Source organism: Streptomyces sp. NPDC012474, assembly GCF_042955185.1.
In the GTDB taxonomy this organism is placed as follows: Bacteria; Actinomycetota; Actinomycetes; order Streptomycetales; family Streptomycetaceae; genus Streptomyces; species Streptomyces cahuitamycinicus.
In genome coordinates this window covers 131,931-150,037 of sequence record NZ_JBIBEP010000005.1, presented here as the reverse complement: position 1 = coordinate 150,037, position 18,107 = coordinate 131,931, and the positions used below count along the sequence as shown (strand labels likewise).

The window sequence follows — 18,107 nt, the reverse complement described above, 5'->3', positions numbered from 1 at the left end:
GGGCCGTCCCGTCATTGTTCCCGGCCGGTGGCATAGCGGGGCGCCCCCGCACGCGTCACAGGGAGTACGGGGGTGGACACAGGGTTCGCCCCGGGGGAGAGCGAAGGTGACGATGGATGCCGAAGCGCAGGAGAGTTTCCGGGAGTTCGTGGCGAACCGGTCGTCCGCGCTGCTGAAGACCGCGGTCCTGCTCAGCGGCGGCGACCGGCACGCGGGCGAGGACCTGCTCCAGAACGCGCTGATCAAGGCTGCGGGCCGCTGGCACCGCATCGACGAACCCGAGGCCTACGTCCGGCAGATCCTCTACCGACAGCAGGTCAGCCGCTGGCGGCTGAAGTGGCCGAGGCGTGAACTGAGCGTCGCCGAACCGCCGGAGACCGGCGCCCAGCCGGACGCCTCCGGCGCAGCCGAGCTGCGTCTGGTGATGCGCGGCGCACTGGCCCGGCTGACCGCGCGGCAGCGCACCGTGCTCGTGCTCCGCTACTTCGAGGATCTGCCCGAGAGCGAGGTGGCCCGCATCCTGGGCTGCTCCGTCGGCACCGTGCGGTCCGCCACCCATCGTTCCCTCGCCCGGCTGCGCGTCCTCGCGCCCGAGCTGGCCGCTCTCGGCCCGGCCGCCGCCGAGCAGCGGCCCTCCCCCGACTACTCGCCTGTGGAGGTGCGTCAGTGAACGTCGACGAACTCGTGCGTGACGCACTGCGCGACCAGGCCGAGGGGCAGCAGCCCACCGGCCCCGGCTTCGCCGACCGGGTGCTGTCGGTACGCCGTCGCCGCCGCAGCCGACGGCTCGCGAGTGTCGCCGCGGCGGCCGCAGCCGTGATCGCCGTCGTCGTGGCGGTGCCCGTCCTGGACTCCGGCAAGCAGGACGTGCGCCCCTCGGGCAGGGCTGAGCAGACCGACATCACCCCCCACCCGGACCAGTCGCCGCCGCGCGACATGATCGCGGCCGGGCGGGTCGCGCTGGCCGCGTACTTCACCACGAAGAACGTCGAGCAGTCCGCCGACCGGGCCGTAGAGCAGCGCACGTACTGGCTGCTGAACCCGAAGACGAAGAAGTACGCGAAGGACGACCGGTGGTCGTACGTCGCGGTCGCTCCCGGGATGACGACCGCCGCCGTCCTGGAGCGGAACCTGCCCGTGCCGCGCATCGGGCTGCTCGATCTGGCGAGCGGTCAGGTCAAGCGGTGGATCCCGGTCGACCATCCGGTGGCGGGAGTGGAGTTCTCCACCGACGGCAGGAAGCTCGTCGCGACGACGTACAGCGAGAATCCCGACCAGCGGGAGAAGGTCGACGGGGCGGAGGGCTGGGAGCCCCCGTTCACGCAGTCGGACCGGACCGGGTTCCATGTCATCGACGTGGCGTCCGGGAGCAGCTCATGGGCGGGAGTGGAGATCGGCGGCGGTGCGCACAACCCCGAGGCCTTCATCAACCCCCGCCAGGACTTCGCGTTCACCCGCGACGGCCGTCTCGTCTGGTCGGGGATGCCCACCGAGCCCGGTGAGAAGTTCTACGATTTCACCGGCGGGGAGGTTCCCCCGCCGGCGCTGGAGCAGTACCGCGACTGGAGCGTCGAGGCGGGGGCGTCTCCGGACGGGCAGCTCGTCGCCGGTCCGTTCGCGGGGCGGAAGTGGAAGACGTCGTCCTTCGTCCTCGACGCCCGCACCGGCAAGCAGCGCGAGGTGCGCGGGCAGCAGCTGCTCGCCTGGGCGGACGGGAACTCGCTCGTCGCCTGGGACATCGGGCGGGACGGGAACGAGTTCCGTCAGCGGCTGGTGCTGGTGACCGTCGGCGACGAGAAGACGATCCCGCTCAGCGACTTCCGGTCTCCCAAAAACGACACCAAGGGGCGGTGGGAGCCGGTGTTCGCGGAGCGGTGATCAGGGCCCGGCCAGGTCCGCGTGGAGCGACAGCAGGGTGTCGGTCGTGGCCGGGGGCGCGGGCCGGAGCGGGGCGCGGACCGGTCCTGCGGGGAGGGCCAGGGCGTTCAGGAGCGCCTTGGCCGTGACGGTGCCCGGCAGACCCGCCGACATGATCGCCTCGACGAGCGGGATGGCCCGCTGCTGGAGGCGGGCCGCCCGGGCGGTGTCGCCCGCGTCGAACGCGTCCAGGACCGCTCGCAGATGGTCCGGGATCACGTTCGCGACCGTACTGACGTAGCCCGTACCGCCCACGGCGTACAGCGCGAGGTTGTGTTCGTCGCATCCCGCGTAGTACGCCAGGCCCGTGCGGGCCAGCACCTTCTGGGCGCCCAGGAAGTCGGAGGAGCAGTCCTTGACCGCGACGATCCTGGGGTGTTCGGCGAGGCGGAGGATCGTCTCGGGTTCGACGCGGGAGCCGGTGCGGGCCGGGATGTCGTAGACCATGAGGGGGAGTCCGGTGGCGTCCGCGATCTCACGGAAGTGGGCCTCGATCGCGTCCTGCGGGGGGCGGCTGTAGTACGGCGACACGACCAGCAGGCCGTCCGCGCCCGCCTTCTCCGCCTCACGGGCCAGTTCGGTGGTGTGGCGGGTGTCGGGGGTGCCGATGCCGGTGAGGACCTTCGCCCGGTCGCCCACCGCCTCCCGGACGGCAGCGACGAGGGCGGACTTCTCGGCGTCCGTGGTGGTCGGGGACTCGCCCGTCGTGCCGGAGAGGACGAGGCCGTCGCAGCCGTTGCCGACCAGGTGGGCGGCGAGGAGCTGGGCGCCGTCGAGGTCGAGGGTTCCGGAGGCGGTGAACGGGGTGATCATCGCGCAGAGGGCGCGGCCGAAGGGTGTGGTCATGGGGGTAGTGTCGGCCTGCCGACCATGTAGCTCCACTTAATTCTGCTACCGGGTGTTGTTAAGGTCCGCTACGAGATAGGTCTGCTGCGGGAGCTGGCGGAGCAGCCGATCGGTGGGTCGCGCGGGCGGGTGCGGTGCGGGCGCCGGGTGCCTGGGCCGACGGTGACCGAACCGGTCGTCCGGGCCGCGCTGTCCCGGGCTCGGCACGACCGGTCCCCGGCGCGGCCCGGGCGCGGCGGCGTGTGGCCGGAGCGCACGGGTAGCCGGTGGGCGGGCGGGTACTCGGGGGTTCCTACTTCGAGAGGAGGCGGAACACCGTGACCGAAACCATGGATCATCGGGTCGTGCACGACGACCACCACTCCGTGGGTGAGCTCGTCAATCAGGCCGCCGAGCAGGCCTCCCGGCTCGTGCGGCAGGAAGTGGCGCTCGCGAAGGAAGAGCTGACCGAGAAGGGGCGGCGCGCGGGGCGTGGCGGCGGGCTGCTCGGTGCGGCGGGTGCCGTCGCGTACGCCGGGTTCCTCGCGCTGGCCGGTACGGGCGCCGCCGCACTCTCGCTGGTGCTGCCCGTGTGGGCCGCCGCGCTGATCGTGACGGGCGTGCTGTTCGTGATCGCGGCCGTGCTGGCGGCCGTCGGGCGGGGGCAGTTGCGGCGGGCCGCGCCCCCCACGCCTGAGGAGACGATCGGCAGCGTCAAGGCGGACGTGGAGGAGATCAAGGGAAGGGCGCATCGATGACGAAGCCGGCGGGTGGGGCCAAGGGGCCCGATGAACTGCGGCGGCAGATCGAGCAGACACGGAGCGAACTCGGGAACACCGTGGAGGAGTTGGCCGGGAAGGTCGATGTGAAGGGGCGTGCGCTGGCCCGGGCCGCCGATCTGCGGGACAAGGCCGGGGCGGTGACGGTGCAGTTGCGCAGCAGCGCGTCGCAGGCGGGGCATGCGGTCCAGGGCCGGGCGACGCATGCGGGCCCCCGTCCGGTGCGGACGGTCGTGCGTGCAGGGATGCGGCATCCACGGCCGGTGCTCGTGGCCGGGGCGGCCGCGGGCGTGGTGGCCGTCGGGGTGCTGCGGTGGAGGTACGTGCACGGGCACCACTGAGCGGCGGCCTCTGCGGCCATCCGGACGCGGACATTCGGACGCGGACATCCAGGGGCGCGGCCTGCCGAACACCGCTTGACCTCAAGTTTGGTCGAGGTTGAACAGTGGGGTGTGCAGGCAGTCGCGCACACAACTGGAGCGTTCCATGAGCCGTCGGACCGAACAGCACCCCGACCCCACCGACCCTCGTATCGGTGCCCCCCTCTTCAGCACCTGGCGTCTGGGAACCCCCGAGCGGCAGCGGCAGGCCGTCGAGGCGATCGCGCGGACGTGGGAGCGGCGGCCCTGGCCGACCGCCGACCTGCTCGGGTACCACGTGTACGCCGGGCATGACGGGGACACCCTGCTGCACTACTCGCAGTGGAGGAGCGAGCAGGCCTTCGAGGCGTTCGTGAAAACCCACCGGCAGGACCGCGTCGACGAGATCGACACCGCCGTGCCGGGGATCGAGCGGGTGGAGCTGGGGCGGTACCGGCACTATCGCAGTGTCGGGCAGGAAGGCGCGGCGGCGCCCGCCCCGGGATGCGTCGTCATCGTCGACGTCCGCTTCGAGGGGCCCGACACGGACCGGCAACGCGCCTGGGTCGACGCGGTGTTCGAGGCCCTGGAGAGCGAACCGGAAGCGCACCCCGGCGGCATCTCCGCCCATTTCCACCTCAGCACCGACGGCACGCGGGTGCTCAACTACGCCGAGTGGGAGAGCGCCCAGGCCCATATCGATGCCATGGCGGCGCCGGGGGAGGGGGTCGGCTCGGCGACCGAGCAGTGGAAGCGCGTGCAGAACTGGCCGGGCCTCCGGCCCGGCGGCTCCGTCAGCCGCTACGACCACGTCCTCGGGCTGGTGCCCTGATCGGGCCGGTGCCCTGAGAGCGGGCCGGCCGAACAGCGCGTTCGGCCGGCCCCGGGCTCCTCAGGGGCGGAACCGCAGGATCTGCGGGTCGTGGTCGCTGATCTGGTCGTGGAACTCCGCGTTGACGTGCACGCTGTCGTACTCGAAGTCACAGTCGCGGCGGATCGACGGGCTGATCAGGATCTGGTCGAGGACCTGGCTGTTGCCCTGGTAGACGTAGGAGTAACGCTCGCTCCTGGGCAGCGACTTGATCGCCGACCACAGTTCGCCGCGGCCCTCCAGGAGCTTCGCGGTCCGCGAGAACTCGAAGTCGTTGATGTCGCCCAGCGTGATGACGTCCGCGTTCTTCTGGGTGTCGAGGATGTCCTTGACGAAGGCGTTCACCACGGTGGCCTGACGGTGGCGCTGTGTCTCGGAGCTGCGCGACGGCGGCTGGTACCGGGCGGTCAGACCCTGGTCGCCGCCCTTGGAGTTGAAGTGGTTGGCGATCACGAAGACCGAGCGGCCGCGGAAGACGAACTCGCCGGCCAGCGGCTTGCGGCTGTTCTTCCATGCCTCGTCGGCGGGGGCGACGCGGCCCGGGCTGAGCGTCAGGTGCGCCTTGCCCCGGATCTTCGTCACGCCGGTGGCCGTCGTGGCGTCACCGCCCGCGCGGTCCGCGAAGGAGACCCGCTCCGGGTTGAACAGGAACGCCTGCCGGATGTTGCCGCCCGGCTCGCCGCCGTCGGTGCCGTCGGCCGGGTCGACCGAGCGCCAGTCGTAGGTCGGGCCGCCGGCCGCGACGATCGCGTCGATCAGCTTGGTGAGGGTCTGGTCGGCGGCGACCGTGCCGTCGTTCTGCGCGCCGTTGTTGTCCTGGATCTCCTCCAGGGACACGATGTCGGGCGACTTCAGGTTGTTCACGATCGCGGAGGCGTGGGCGGCGAACGTGTCGTCGGCCGGGTCGAGATTCTCCACGTTGTAGGTGGCGACGGCGAGTTCCGAGGAGCGCTGCTTGCGGGTCGTCTCGCGCTCCAGGCCAGCGCTCTTCAGCGTGCCCAGTTCGCTCGCGACCAGGGTGTAGCCGCCGAACTGGTTGTAGTCCAGGGGGCCGGCGGTGCTGCCCCTGAGGGTGTCGCCCACGTTCGCCTTCGGGAAGTCCGCCGTCGGGCCGAGGGACTGGATCTGGAGGCGGCCGGTGTTCTGGGCGGCGTAGGAGCCGTAGACCGTGCCGCCGTGGCGGTTGCGGTTCTCGTGCGGCTTCACCGTCACCCAGAGCTCGGTGTACGGGTCGGTGGCGCCGACGACGCGGGTGTCGGTGACCCGGACGGACATGCCCTCCAGCGCCTCGTAGTGGTCCAGGGCGTACTTCGAGGGCTTCAGGGGGAGCGCGTCGACCGAGCCGCCCGCGGCCGGGTCTCCGGCGGGGGCGTAGGCGGCGGGAACCGAGCGCGAGGTGATCGCCGTGGCCGCGGGCAGCGCGTTGCCGCTGGAGACGACCGCGGTGGTCGGCTTGGTGATCTCCGTCAGCGACTGGTTGCCGGAGGTGGCGCCACCGGGGACGAACTCCGCCACCGTGCCGCTGACCGTGACGGCGTCACCGACGGCCACGCCCTTCGGGGCGGAGCCGGTGAAGACGAAGACGCCCTCGCTGGTCGCCCGGTCGGCGTCCGGGTTCGGGTCCTGGATCCAGAAGCCGCGGGACGAGCCGTAGGTCCGGATGCCGGTGACGATTCCGGCCACGTCCGTGACCTGCTTGCCCGCGTACGGGGATATCCGGGTGCTGCCCTGGATGTCGTGGATGCGCACCGACTCCGCGTGCGCGGGGCTGGTGAGGACGATCGTGGATGCCGCGGAGCACGCGGCGGCGACGGTGAGCGCGGCGAGACGCGCGGACGACTTGCTCGGCAACGGGGTTCCCTCCGGGGACGTGACAGGGCGCCGGGACGAGGGCGGAGAAGGACGGGATGGCTGACTGCCGCTCCCTGTGGGGCGGATGCGGTGACGCGCGTAGAGAACGGTGGACGGGTGGACCTGGTGGGGCCGGCCCCGGTGAACAAGTGTCCGCCGACTTCTACGCGCGTCAATCTCCAGCCTGCTCATGTCACTTGTCAAGGTTTCGGCCATGTACGGCGGCTGACGGGGACATGAAGTGGGCGGCATGGGTGGAAATCCGTCTAGGCTGAGCGGTTGAGTCACCTGAGGCGCGCCAGGGCCTGTCGTTCGGATCAGGCCGCAGCGAACCGACGGTGCTGCTCGATGCCGGTGAGCGGGGTCCGGTGCGTGCAGCTGCAAGGCGAAGGAGGGCGTCGACGCGATGGGGTCCCTCCCGCGCGAGCGCAGCCGAGCGTGGGGAGTCGGCAACCGACACAACGCGGCAGCATGCGTGCCAGACCCCGCGTCTGCGGCGTGATCCAAACGACAGGCCCATAGGAGAAACAGCCGATGTCAGACAGCTCCCCCCTGCCACCGGTGCGGCTGCACCCCGAAGCGGAGCTGGCGCGCGACGCGCTGTCCACGCCGTTGCTGTCCCGGGCCGCCCGGCTCGCCCGCTGGGCCGGGCCGGACACCCGCGTCGACGCCGGGGGAGGGCTCGTCGACGAGCAGCTGCCCGCGGCCGTCGAGGCGCTCGGGCTGAGCGGGGACGACGCCGCCGCCGACGCGAGCGAGGCCTGGCGGGTCGCCGTGGACGCCGGGCTCGTCGAGGTCGTCGACGAGGACGAGGGCACCGTGACCGCCGGTGAGGATCTGGCCCTGCTCACCGGTGGCTCGCCGCAGGACGTGCTCACCGTGTGGCTCTCCGCCCTGGAGACTGTCCTCGCCGACGCGAGCGTGCCCGACCTGGACGGGCTCGTGGACGAGGAGGGCGAGATCGACCTCTCCGCCCTCGGCTGGGACCCCGAGGGCGAGGCCGCGTTCCTCGACGGCGTGCTCGGCAACCTCTATCTGCTGACCGCCGGTGAGGACACGCCCGGCACCCCGGTGCCGCTGCCGGCCCTGGCCGCCTCGGTGATCGTGCCCGGTGACATGGACGAGCCCACCAACGACGTCCTGGAGCAGGTCTCCGACGCGATGATGCGGCTCGACGACCAGTTCCGGATGCTGGAACCGGTCGGGTTCGTCGCGTACCAGCCCGTCGACGAGGCGCTCATGGCCGACGCCGACGAGGAGCCCGCGGCACCCGTCGACGACACCGACGTCTCCCGCTACGGCTTGGTCCGGCTCACCCCGCTCGGGCTGTACGGCATGCGCGCCCGGCTGCTGGAGGCCGGGTTCGACGCACCGGCCGTCGGCGACCTCGCGGACAAGGGGGCCGACGCGCTGCTCGACGGCACGGCGGACTTCCCGCCGGGTGCTGCGCAGGCCGAGACCGAGCAATGGCTTCGGCGCCGGGAAGCGCTCGCCGCGGCACGGGAGTTGCTGGCGGCGGCACGGGGCGCGGACACCGGGGCGCCGTTGCGGCGGTTGCGGTGTCAGCAGGCGTTGTCCCTGGTGGGTGCTTCGGCCGAGCCCGCGCTGCGGGAGGTGCTCGACGATGCCGAGCTGGGCGGTCTCGCCCGTGTCTGGCTCACGGAGCACGGTGCGGTGGATGTGCCCGCGCCGTCGGAAGCGATGGTGTATTGGCTGACCATCGACACGGTGGCCGCGCAGCTGGCAGCGGAGGGGAACTCCGAGGAGCTGCGGGCGCTGGTGGAGGGGCTCGCTCAGCAGCACGGTGGGTTCTTCGAGGCCGTCTGGCGGGTCGAGCATCCCGCTACGGCTGATGTGCTGGAGGCGATGGGGCGGTTGCATCCCGACAAGAAGGTCGCGAAGGAGGCTCGGAAGGCGGCCTTCAAGGCGCGGTCGCAACAGGGTGGTTGATGCCGTTTCGCGGGCGCGGCGCCGTCGTGGCTCGTCGCGCCCACGCGGCGGAGCCGCACAGGAACGTACGGCGGCATCGTGCCGGCCGAGGACGGCGAGGGAGTCTCGCACCCGTTCGGCACCACCGAGAGCGGCCGCACATACCCGATCGCCCGGAACGACCTGAACGTCGGCGCCGAAGAGGAGCCGGCGTGCAACGAGTTCGCGGGGGTCACCTGCACGCCCGACGGCACAACCCTCTACGCCGGCATTCAGGCCCCGGGCTCCTGCTCGGGATCACCGGTCCCTGGAAGCGCCGGAAGCGGTCATAAATTCGCTCGCAGTTTCCAATGCGCGCCTCCTACAGTGAGATCACAACGTCACGCACCTCCCGGTGCGATGGCAGCGGCTACTTCTCTTCCAAAGAATCCGACGCCGCCGCCGACTTGATCTCGGGAGGCGCGGCATGTGGTGGGTGCCCGGTGCGAAGGCAACGGTTACTTCCTGGGATCAGAGGGTTGCGGGTTCGAGTCCCGTCAGCGACTTCGGGTCGCTGTAGCTCAAGTGGGTAGAGCATCTGAATTAGTCCGTCGCCGACTTCTGTCCTCGGGCACCCACCTCTTTTTCCGCATGCAGCGTCCCTCGCGAAACACGAACGAATTCGGGGGAATTCACCATGGCACGATTCAATAGCAAGGCAGCCCGCGCGCGTCCCGTCTCGCGCGTGACGTCCACCGGGCGGGTGCTGCGGACGTACGAGGGCGGCCGGGGCCGTGAGCGGGACGCCCGCTCCGAGCTCTTCCTGCTCGCCGTGTCCCACTTCGTCTCACAGCAGACCTTCTACGAGACCGGTGCCGACCGCGACGATCGGTTCCAGCGGCTCGTGCGTGAACTCGCCGTCACCGATCCGGAGTGGACGGCCGGCCTGCTCGGCTGGCTGCGCGGCGCGGGCAACCTGCGCACGGCCTCCTTGGTCGGCGCCGCCGAGTACGTCAAGGCCCGCCTGGACGCGGGTGCGACCGACGGCCCGGCCAACCGGCAGGTCGTCGCGTCCGTTCTCCAGCGGCCCGACGAGCCCGGCGAACTGCTCGCGTACTGGACGACGATGTACGGCCGGAACGTGCCGAAGCCGGTCAAGCGCGGTATCGCCGACGCCGTACGCCGGCTCTACCACGGCAAGGCACTGCTGAAGTACGACACCGCCTCCAAGGGCTACCGCTTCGGCGACATCCTCAACCTCGTACACGCGACCCCGGACCCGGACAAGCCGTGGCAGGGCGAGCTGTTCCGGTACGCCCTCGACCGTCGCCACCACCCGGACACCGCCGTGCCGCCCGCGTCGGACCGCGTCCTCACCGCGCACCGCGAGCTGATGGCGCTGCCCGTCGAGGAGCGGCGTGCGGTCGTGACCGCCGAGGGCGGTGCCGAGCGGCTGGCCGCGGCCGGTATGACGTGGGAGGCGCTGGCGGGCTGGCTGCAGGGGCCGATGGACAAGGCGGCCTGGGAGGCCGTGATCCCTTCCATGGGCGCCACGGCGCTCGTGCGCAACCTGCGGAACTTCGACGAGGCCGGTGTTTCGGACGAGGTGGCCGAGCGGGTCGCCGCGCGGATCAGCGACCCGGCCGAGGTGGCCCGCTCGCGGCAGTTCCCCTTCCGGTACCTCGCCGCCTACCAGCACGCGCCGTCGCTGCGCTGGTCGTACGCCCTGGAGCGGGCGCTCGGCCACTCACTGGCCAACGTGCCCGCGCTGCCCGGCCGGACGCTGGTGCTCGTGGACCGCTCGGGCTCGATGTTCTGGTCGCGGCTGTCCGACCGGTCGGAGCTCACCCGGGCCGACGCGGCGGCGATCTTCGGTACGGCGCTTGCGCTGCGGGCCGACCGGGCGGACCTGGTCGAGTTCGGCTCGACGAGCGACCGGGTGAAATTCCGCGCGGGCGAGTCGGTGCTGAAGATCCTCGGCCGCTTCGGCGACCTGGGCGGCACCGACACCACGGAGGCGGTGCGCCGGCACTACAAGAAGCACGACCGGGTGCTGATCGTCACCGACGAGCAGTACACGCACCACCACCGGGGCGACCCGACCGAGCAGGTCCCGGCCGGCGTGCCGGTCTACACCTGGAACCTCGCCGGATACCGGGCGGGCCACGGCCCGTCGGGGAAGGGCGACCGGCACACGTTCGGAGGGCTCTCGGACGCGGCCTTCCGGATGGTTCCGCTGATCGAGGCATCCCGCGACGCCGACTGGCCCTGGGCGGCCTGAGGCCGTGGCCCGCACCGCGTGGGGAGTGCGGGCCACGGCCTCGCCCGCGACGGGCCGGGAGTCGGCGGGAGTGCCGGACAGGCCCCTTGTCGGCATCGATACTGACATCTAACATTTCAGTCATGGACACTATCCGGCCCGTACCCCGCACCCTGCTCAGGGACCGGGCCTACGAGGTGATCCGGGACGCCATCGTCGCCGGGGAGATCGAGCCCGGCGCGCCGGTGCGGGACGCCGACCTCGCGGAGCGGCTCGGACTGTCGCGGGCGCCGGTGCGCGAGGCGTTCTCCCGGCTGGTGGACGAGGGACTGCTGGAGAGCAAGCCGCAGAGCTACACCCGGGTCACCCCGCTGGTGGCCGCCGACGTCCGGGACGCCGCCGCCGTGGTCGGTGCCCTGCACGAACTCGTGACGAGGGTCGCCGTGCCCCGGCTGGCCGCCGCGCACATCACCGAGATGCACGCGGCCAACGAGCGGTTCGCCTCCGCCGTGCGCACGGGAGACGTGGACGCGGCGCTGCGGGCCGACGACGAACTGCACGACGTCCTCGTCCGGGTGAGCGGCAACCGGGCGGCGGCCGCGACCGTCGCCCGCTACACCCCGCTCATCCGCCGCCTGGAGCGGCGGCGCTTCGCAGAGGGCGGCAGCTGCCGTTCGGCCGGATTGCACGAGCGGCTGATCGAGGCCTGCGCGGCCGGTGACACGACCGAGGCGGTCCTCGTCACGGCGGAGATCTGGCGGGGGCTGGAGGAACTCGCCGACTGAGACGGGCCCGACGCGGCCGAGATCGACCGAGACCGACCCGGGAGGACTCATGCCCCTTTCCTCGTACGACCGTTACCCCCTGCTCTTCGGCCCCTCGCCCGTCCACCCCCTGGAGCGGCTCACCGCGCACCTCGGCGGTGCGTCCCTCTGGGCCAAGCGCGAGGACTGCAACTCCGGTGTCGCGTACGGCGGCAACAAGACGCGCAAGCTGGAGTACCTGGTCGCCGACGCGCTCGCCCAGGGCTGTGACACGCTCGTGTCGATCGGGGGCGTGCAGTCCAACCACACCCGTCAGGTCGCGGCCGTCGCAGCCCGGGCCGGACTCAAGTGCGTGCTCGTCCAGGAGAGTTGGGTGGACTGGCCCGACGCCGTGTACGACAAGGTCGGCAACATCCTGATCAGCCGGCTCGCCGGGGCCGACGTGCGGCTGGTGCGGGCCGGCTTCGGCATCGGCTTCAAGGAGAGCTGGGAGCAGGCGCTCAGGGAGGTCGAGGAGCGCGGCGGGAAGCCGTACGCCATCCCCGCCGGTGCCTCCGACCATCCGCTCGGCGGACTGGGCTTCGCCGGGTGGGCCTACGAGGTCGCCGAGCAGGAACGGGAGCTGGGCGTCTTCTTCGACACCGTCGTGGTGTGCTCGGTGACCGGGTCCACCCAGGCCGGCATGGTCGCCGGGTTCGCCGCGCTGGAGGAGGCGGGCGGCAGGCCCCGGCGCGTGCTCGGCGTCGACGCCTCGGCGAAACCGGCCGCGACCCGCGCCCAGATCGCCCGGATCGCGCAGGCCACCGGCCGGCTCATCGGTCTGAAGCGCGAGCTGACCGAGTCCGACGTCGAGCTGGACGAGCGGTACCACGCGGGCGTCTACGGCGTTCCCGACGACACGACGCTCGCGGCGATGCGGCTGGCGGCCCGGACCGAGGGGATGGTCACCGACCCCGTCTACGAGGGCAAGTCCATGGCGGGGATGACCGACCTGGTGGCGCGGGGCGAGATCGGCCGCGACTCCACGGTGCTCTACGCCCACCTCGGCGGGCAGCCGGCGCTGAACGCCTACAGCGCGCTGTTCTGACCGCCGGTCCGGCCGCCTACGGGAATCGTCCGGCGGGCAGCCGGGTTGTCGCGGTTACCCGACGTACCGGAGGAGCCCCCATGCCCGACGAGCCCGCCGTCCGCGAACTCCGCCTGGTCGTGACCGCCGACGACTACGACGCAGCGCTGCACTTCTACCGGGACGTGCTCGGCCTGACCGAGCAGGCCGCGTTCGCCTCGCAGGACGGGCGGGTCACGATCCTCGACGCCGGGCGGGCCACCCTGGAGCTGACCGACCCGAACCACGCCGCGTTCATCGACGAGGTCGAGGTGGGGCGGCGCGTTGCGGGGCACATCCGGGTCGCCTTCCAGGTGAACGACTCCGTGGCCACCACGGCGAAGCTGGCCGCCGCCGGAGCCGAGGTCGTCGCCGAGCCGACCCGCACTCCCTGGAACTCCCTGAACTCCCGGCTCGAAGCCCCCGGAGCCCTTCAGCTGACGCTGTTCACCGAGCTCGGCGACTGACCGGGGGGCGCCCGGCCGGGGTGACCGGCCGGCTGCGGCCCCCTTCCCGGGCGCCGTCGCCGCGGTGCCGGGCTGGGGCCGCGCCGCTGGGTGCCCGTCCTCTGGAACGGCGTGATCGGGTCGGACGCCGACCGACTGTTCGTCGACGCGCCAACCGCTGCGGGCGGGCACTTCCCGGCACGGTCCTCTCACCGTATGCGGGCGGGCACTTCCCGGCACGGTCCTCTCACCGTATGCGGGCGGGCACTTCCCGGCACGGTCCTCTCGCCGTATGCGGGCGGGCACTCCCCGACACGGCCCCTCCTCGCCGTACGCGGGCGACCCGGTGGGCGTCGGTGCCGGCAGCCGGAGGGTGCCCTTCCGGCTGCCCCTGCCGGGCCGGCTCCGGCGCCGGATACAGTGCTGGACGTGTGGACGGACAATCAGCGTGCGGAGCCGAGTGCCGAGCAGCCCGACGGTGCGCGGCGCCGGGCCACGATCCACGACGTCGCCCGCCTGGCCGGGGTGTCCCGCCAGACGGTCTCCCGGGCGGTCAACGACAAGGGTGAGATCGACCCCGGCACCAAGGAACGGGTCCTGGAGGCGGCGCGGCTCCTGGACTACCGGCCGAGCCGGTTCGCGCGCGGACTCGTCCAGAAGGGGGCCGTCACCGCGGGCCTGGTCATCCCCGACCTGCGCAATCCGTTCTTCCCGGAGGTGGCCGCCGGGGTGCTGGAGGCGGCTGAGCAGCGCGGCTGGCAGGTCGTCGTGTGGGACTCCCGGATCGACGAGGCCAGGGAGCGGGAGGCGCTCGACGTGCTCTCCCATCAGGCGGACGCCGTCGTGGGCTACTTCAAGGACCCGGACGACGTGCTCACCCGGCACCTCGGAGGCGTGCCGCTGGTGCTGCTGGAACGCGGCCCGCAGCAGACCCGGTTCGCGGCCGTGGGCATCGACGCCGCCACCGGGGTCGAGCACGGCATGAACCACCTGTTCCGCGCGGGGCACCGCAGGATCGGCATGCTGGACGGTGTGCACGGCCCCGGCCCCCGAAGACAGGCCTTCCTGGACCAGGCACGCCGGCTCGGCCTGCCGGCCGACGAGAGCTGGGTCGTGGTGTGCCCCGAGCACAGCGTGGCGGGCGGCGAAGCCGGCATGGAGCGGCTGCTGGCCGCACGGCCCGAGACCACCGCGGTCTTCGGCTTCAACGACCTCATCGCGGTCGGGGCGATGCGCACCGCCCGCCGCCGGGGCCGGAGCGTCCCGGACGACGTGGCCGTGCTCGGCTTCGACGGCCTCTCCCTGGGCGAACTGGTCGAGCCCGCCCTGACCACCCTGCACATCGACAAGCGGCAGCTGGGACGGCTGGCCGTGGAGCAGGTGGCCCGGCTGCACGCGGGTGAGGAGCCGCTGCGGGGCGCCGACGCGTGGGTGACGCCGGAACTCGTGGTGCGCGACTCCGCCTGACCCCCGTCGGGCTGGTGGCCGGGAGACGCGTGACATCGCACCGGCCGGCCGCCGGCCCCCGGCACATCGGCCCCGCCGTTGTCTTGACATCGGTTTTCGAGCACGCCGATACTCGACGGCAACGCTCACGTGAACGTTCACGAGCGCTCAGAAACCCCCACCGCGACCCCCACCGCGACATCGTCGGCCACACCATCCCGCTCGCCGACATCGTTGTCTTCCCTTCCTCATCCCCGGAAGCCCTCCCCCCATCCCCGCGAGAACGGGCCCGCGGCAGCACTGTGCCCCGGCTGCGGCACGCCCGGAAAGCGAGCGCGCGCCCATGGAACACCGAACGACGTCCCGCAGACGCTTCCTGGGGGCCTCCCTGGGCGGCGCGGGCGGCCTGCTGACGCTCTCGGGATGCGGGACCGCCGAGGGATCGGCCTCCGCCGGCTCCGGCCACCTGAGCCTCTGGTACTGGAAGGGCTCGCTCAGCGACAAACTCCTCGCCACCGCCGCCCGCGGCGTCCCCGGCGTCCCGGGGCTGAAAGTGAAAGGCTCCCAGGTCCCGGACGGCGACATCGACTCCAAGGTGCGCACCAGTCTCGCCGCCCGCGCCTACGTGCCGGACCTGACGGTCGTCAACAACGCCAACCTCGCCACCTTCTTCCCCGACGAGAACGAGTTCCTCGACCTGCGCACACTCGGCGCCGCATCCGTCCGCGACCGGTACCTCGACTGGAAGTGGAAGGCCTGCTTCACACCCACGGGCCGGATGATCGGCTTCCCCCTCGACGCCGGCCCCACCGCGCTCTACTACCGCCGCGACCTCTTCCGCGAGGCCGGCCTGCCCCACGAGCCGGCGGACGTCGCCGAACAGATCCCCACCTGGGAGAAGTTCATCGCCGCCGGACGGACCCTGCGACGCAGGGCACCGGGCAAGCCCCACCTCGTGAGCAACATCGGCAACGTCTTCCAGCAGGTGCTGTTGCAGAGCCCGAAGCAGTTCGTGGACGCCGACGACCGCTTCATCGGCGACCAGGAGCACATCCGGCGCGCCTGGGACCTGTCCGTGGACCTCCTCCGCCAGGGCCTCAGCGCCGGGATCACCGACGGCACACCCGACTTCAACGCGGCCATGAGCGGCGGCCGCGTCGCCACCATGACCACGGCGGTGTGGGCCATCAACGGGTTGAAGGACTCCGCGCCGAAGACCTCAGGTTCCTGGCGGCTGACCACTCTGCCGGACGGCCCCTGCAACTACGGCGGCTCCTACGTGACGCTGACCCGCTACTGCCGGGAACCGGAAGCGGCCTTCGCCTTCCTGACGTGGCTGCTCAGCCCGGAGAACCAGCTCAAGAGCTACCAGGAGATGGCCCTGTTCCCCACCACTCAGGCCTCCTACGCCGACCCGGCGATGCACAAGCCCGACCCCTTCTTCGGCGGCCAGCAGCCCATCGACGTCTTCGGCCCGGCCGCCCAGAAGGCCCCGGTCGTCTACTTCAGCCCCTACGAGAAGACCGCCAACACCCCGTTCTTCCAGGAGCTGACCAATGTCGAGACGCTCGGCAAGAACCCTGACCGGGCCTGGCGGGACGCCGTGAACACAGCCGGAACCGCGCTGACGCGGCTGGGGGTGAGCTGACATGGCCACGGTCCTCGACCCGGCCGGTGCGCCGGCGGCCGACGAACGGCACCCCGCCCGCCGTGACACGTCCGCCCCGCTCGGGGGACGCCGGCGGCATCTCCCGCCGCTGCTCGCCATCTCCCCGTTCTACGTGCTCTTCGCCGTCTTCGGCGCCTTCCCGGTGGTCTTCTCCATGTACCTGTCCTTCCAGGACTGGGACGGCATCGGGGAGATGCGCTTCGTCGGGCTCCGGCAGTACGGCTGGCTGCTCCAGGACTCGGTGTTCTGGCACGCGGTGCTCAACACCTTCGAGATCTGGTTCCTGTCGACCGTTCCGATGCTGTTCCTGGCGCTCGTGCTGGCGTTCCTGCTGCATTCGCAGGTGCGCTTCGCCGGTGCCTACCGGGTGGCGTACTTCATCCCCAACGTCACCTCGATGGTCGCCATGACCATCGTCTTCGGCTCGGTCTTCGCCCAGGCGGGCCTGGCCAACGCGGTGCTCAGGGCCGTCGGTCTGGACGGGATCGGCTGGCTGTCCTCCGAGTGGGGCATCAAGTCGTCCGTGTCCATCATGATCATCTGGCGGTGGGTCGGCTACAACGCCCTGATCTTCCTGGCGGGCCTCCAGGCCATCCCCACCGAGCACTTCGAGGCCGCGCGCGTCGACGGTGCGAGCAGTTGGCAGACCCTGTTCCGGGTCGTGGTGCCGCAGCTTCGTCCGGTGGTCCTCTTCGCCGCCGTCACCTCCACCATCAACGGCCTGCAGGTCTTCACCGAGTCCCAGGTGCTCTTCCAGTCGACCGACGTCGGCACCACGGGCGGCCCCGGTCAGGAAGGGATGACCATCGTGCTCTATCTCTGGCAGAAGGCCTTCCAGGAGCACCAGTTCGGCTACGGCGCCGCGATGGGCTGGCTGCTCTTCGCCATCATCGCGGTGTTCACGATCATCAACTGGCGGCTGGTCTCCGGCTCCGACCGCGACGACCGCCGGCCCGGCCTCGCCGGACGGCTGCGCCGCAAGGGGGCTCGTGATGGCCGCTGACCACAGGACGACCGGCAGCGCCGGACTGGCGATCGGCTCCGGCAGCAGACTCTCCCGGATCTGTGTCCGGGCGGTGCTGCTGCTCGGCGTGCTGATCTCACTGTTCCCCTTCTACTGGCTGGTGGTGATGGCCTCCGGCACCACCCAGGACATCTACAGCTACCCGCCCAAGCTGGTGCCCGGCCCGCATCTGCTGGACAACATGGGCCGGGTTCTCGACGCGGTCGACTTCTTCGGCTCGCTGTTCAACACGGTCGTGGTGGCGGTGGCGGGCACCGCGCTCGTGTTGTTCTTCGACTCCCTGGCGGCGTTCGCCTTCGCCAAGTACGAGTTCCCGGCGAAGAAGTTCCTCTTCGGCATGCTGCTGGTCACATACATGATCCCGGCCCAGCTGTCCCTGGTGCCGCAGTTCGTCACCATCGCCGAGTTCGGCTGGGCCGGTTCGCTGAAGGCGCTGATCGTCCCCGGCGCGGCCAACGCCTTCGGCATCTTCTGGATGCGCCAGTACGCCCAGAACTCCCTGCCCGACGAACTGCTGGACGCCGGGCGCATCGACGGCGCCGGCTTCTTCCGCCTCTACGGGCAGGTCGCCCTGCCCCTCTTCCGCCCGGCCCTGGCCTTCCTCGGCATCTTCACCTTCATCGGCCTCTGGAACGACTACATCTGGCCCCTGGTCGTGATGATCGACCCGGAGAGGGTCACGCTCCAGGTGGCACTGGCGAACCTCAACGTCCTCTACAACGCGGACTACGCCCTGGTGATGGCCGGTGCGCTGATGAGCGTCATCCCGCTGATCGCGGTGTTCCTGTTCGGGGCGCGGCACTTCCTGCGGGACCTCGCGGCCGGGGCCACGAAGATGTGAGGGCGGGCCCCGGACCCGTCTCTCGGTAGGGTGCGGAGTAGG

At 71.5% G+C, this 18,107-nt stretch carries 16 protein-coding genes and 1 pseudogene; 15 read left to right on the top strand and 2 right to left on the bottom strand.

The features are described 5' to 3' along the window. Positions 1-112: 112 nt before the first annotated feature. Together ACFY9S_RS13615 and ACFY9S_RS13610 are read left to right on the top strand one after the other, a co-directional pair. The gene (locus tag ACFY9S_RS13615; protein WP_391127002.1) at positions 113-670 is read left to right on the top strand and encodes a SigE family RNA polymerase sigma factor; all 558 of its coding nucleotides are present in this window, start codon (positions 113-115) and stop codon (positions 668-670) included. Then, on the top strand, positions 667-1,878 hold the full coding sequence (locus ACFY9S_RS13610; protein ID WP_391127000.1) for a WD40 repeat domain-containing protein: 1,212 nt from the start codon (positions 667-669) through the stop codon (positions 1,876-1,878). Before ACFY9S_RS13615 ends, ACFY9S_RS13610 begins: the two co-directional genes overlap by 4 nt. Here ACFY9S_RS13610 and dapA read toward each other — a convergent pair whose 3' ends face one another. Beyond that, positions 1,879-2,763: a 4-hydroxy-tetrahydrodipicolinate synthase gene (gene dapA / locus ACFY9S_RS13605; RefSeq protein WP_391126998.1), complete on the bottom strand. Its 885-nt coding sequence runs from the start codon at positions 2,761-2,763 to the stop codon at positions 1,879-1,881. It abuts the gene before it with no gap. Between the two features lie 329 nt (positions 2,764-3,092). On the opposite strand from dapA, the gene ACFY9S_RS13600 reads away from it, so the two are divergent. From ACFY9S_RS13600 to ACFY9S_RS13590, 3 genes are all read left to right on the top strand, one after another. Further along, entirely contained in the window at positions 3,093-3,500 is a 408-nt protein-coding gene (locus ACFY9S_RS13600) for a phage holin family protein (protein ID WP_391127660.1), read from the top strand. Further along, entirely contained in the window at positions 3,497-3,862 is a 366-nt protein-coding gene (locus ACFY9S_RS13595; RefSeq protein WP_391126996.1) for a DUF3618 domain-containing protein, read from the top strand. Before ACFY9S_RS13600 ends, ACFY9S_RS13595 begins: the two co-directional genes overlap by 4 nt. A gap of 145 nt (positions 3,863-4,007) precedes the next feature. Beyond that, a complete protein-coding gene (locus tag ACFY9S_RS13590) occupies positions 4,008-4,712 on the top strand; it encodes an antibiotic biosynthesis monooxygenase (protein ID WP_391126993.1) in 705 nt (234 codons plus the stop codon). 60 nt (positions 4,713-4,772) lie between these two features. Here the strand turns inward: ACFY9S_RS13590 and ACFY9S_RS13585 are convergent, their stop codons facing one another. Further along, complete coding sequence (locus tag ACFY9S_RS13585) at positions 4,773-6,602, bottom strand: endonuclease/exonuclease/phosphatase family protein (RefSeq protein ID WP_391126990.1); 1,830 nt, start codon at positions 6,600-6,602, stop codon at positions 4,773-4,775. A gap of 534 nt (positions 6,603-7,136) precedes the next feature. On the opposite strand from ACFY9S_RS13585, the gene ACFY9S_RS13580 reads away from it, so the two are divergent. The 10 genes and pseudogenes from ACFY9S_RS13580 to ACFY9S_RS13535 all read left to right on the top strand — a co-directional run bounded on the left by ACFY9S_RS13580 (position 7,137) and on the right by ACFY9S_RS13535 (position 18,065). Next, the gene (locus ACFY9S_RS13580) at positions 7,137-8,552 is read left to right on the top strand and encodes a hypothetical protein (RefSeq protein WP_391126988.1); all 1,416 of its coding nucleotides are present in this window, start codon (positions 7,137-7,139) and stop codon (positions 8,550-8,552) included. Between the two features lie 66 nt (positions 8,553-8,618). Then, positions 8,619-8,863, top strand: a pseudogene (locus ACFY9S_RS13575) (alkaline phosphatase PhoX); the annotation flags it as partial. Positions 8,864-9,207: 344 nt separating this feature from the next. Then, entirely contained in the window at positions 9,208-10,791 is a 1,584-nt protein-coding gene (locus tag ACFY9S_RS13570; RefSeq protein WP_391126985.1) for a TROVE domain-containing protein, read from the top strand. Positions 10,792-10,913: 122 nt separating this feature from the next. Continuing rightward, positions 10,914-11,555: an FCD domain-containing protein gene (locus ACFY9S_RS13565; RefSeq protein ID WP_391126982.1), complete on the top strand. Its 642-nt coding sequence runs from the start codon at positions 10,914-10,916 to the stop codon at positions 11,553-11,555. A 49-nt stretch (positions 11,556-11,604) separates the two neighbouring features. Then, positions 11,605-12,621: a 1-aminocyclopropane-1-carboxylate deaminase gene (locus tag ACFY9S_RS13560; protein WP_391126979.1), complete on the top strand. Its 1,017-nt coding sequence runs from the start codon at positions 11,605-11,607 to the stop codon at positions 12,619-12,621. 80 nt (positions 12,622-12,701) lie between these two features. Continuing rightward, a complete protein-coding gene (locus tag ACFY9S_RS13555; protein ID WP_391126976.1) occupies positions 12,702-13,106 on the top strand; it encodes a VOC family protein in 405 nt (134 codons plus the stop codon). A 408-nt stretch (positions 13,107-13,514) separates the two neighbouring features. Continuing rightward, the gene (locus ACFY9S_RS13550; protein WP_391126973.1) at positions 13,515-14,552 is read left to right on the top strand and encodes a substrate-binding domain-containing protein; all 1,038 of its coding nucleotides are present in this window, start codon (positions 13,515-13,517) and stop codon (positions 14,550-14,552) included. Positions 14,553-14,874: 322 nt separating this feature from the next. Then, entirely contained in the window at positions 14,875-16,179 is a 1,305-nt protein-coding gene (locus ACFY9S_RS13545; RefSeq protein ID WP_391126969.1) for an extracellular solute-binding protein, read from the top strand. Between the two features lies 1 nt (position 16,180). Further along, positions 16,181-17,203: an ABC transporter permease subunit gene (locus ACFY9S_RS13540; protein ID WP_391126966.1), complete on the top strand. Its 1,023-nt coding sequence runs from the start codon at positions 16,181-16,183 to the stop codon at positions 17,201-17,203. After that, positions 17,193-18,065 (top strand): ABC transporter permease subunit, encoded by an 873-nt coding sequence (locus tag ACFY9S_RS13535; RefSeq protein WP_391126963.1) that lies wholly within the window; start codon positions 17,193-17,195, stop codon positions 18,063-18,065. The genes ACFY9S_RS13540 and ACFY9S_RS13535 overlap by 11 nt, the downstream gene beginning before the upstream one ends. Positions 18,066-18,107: the final 42 nt, after the last annotated feature.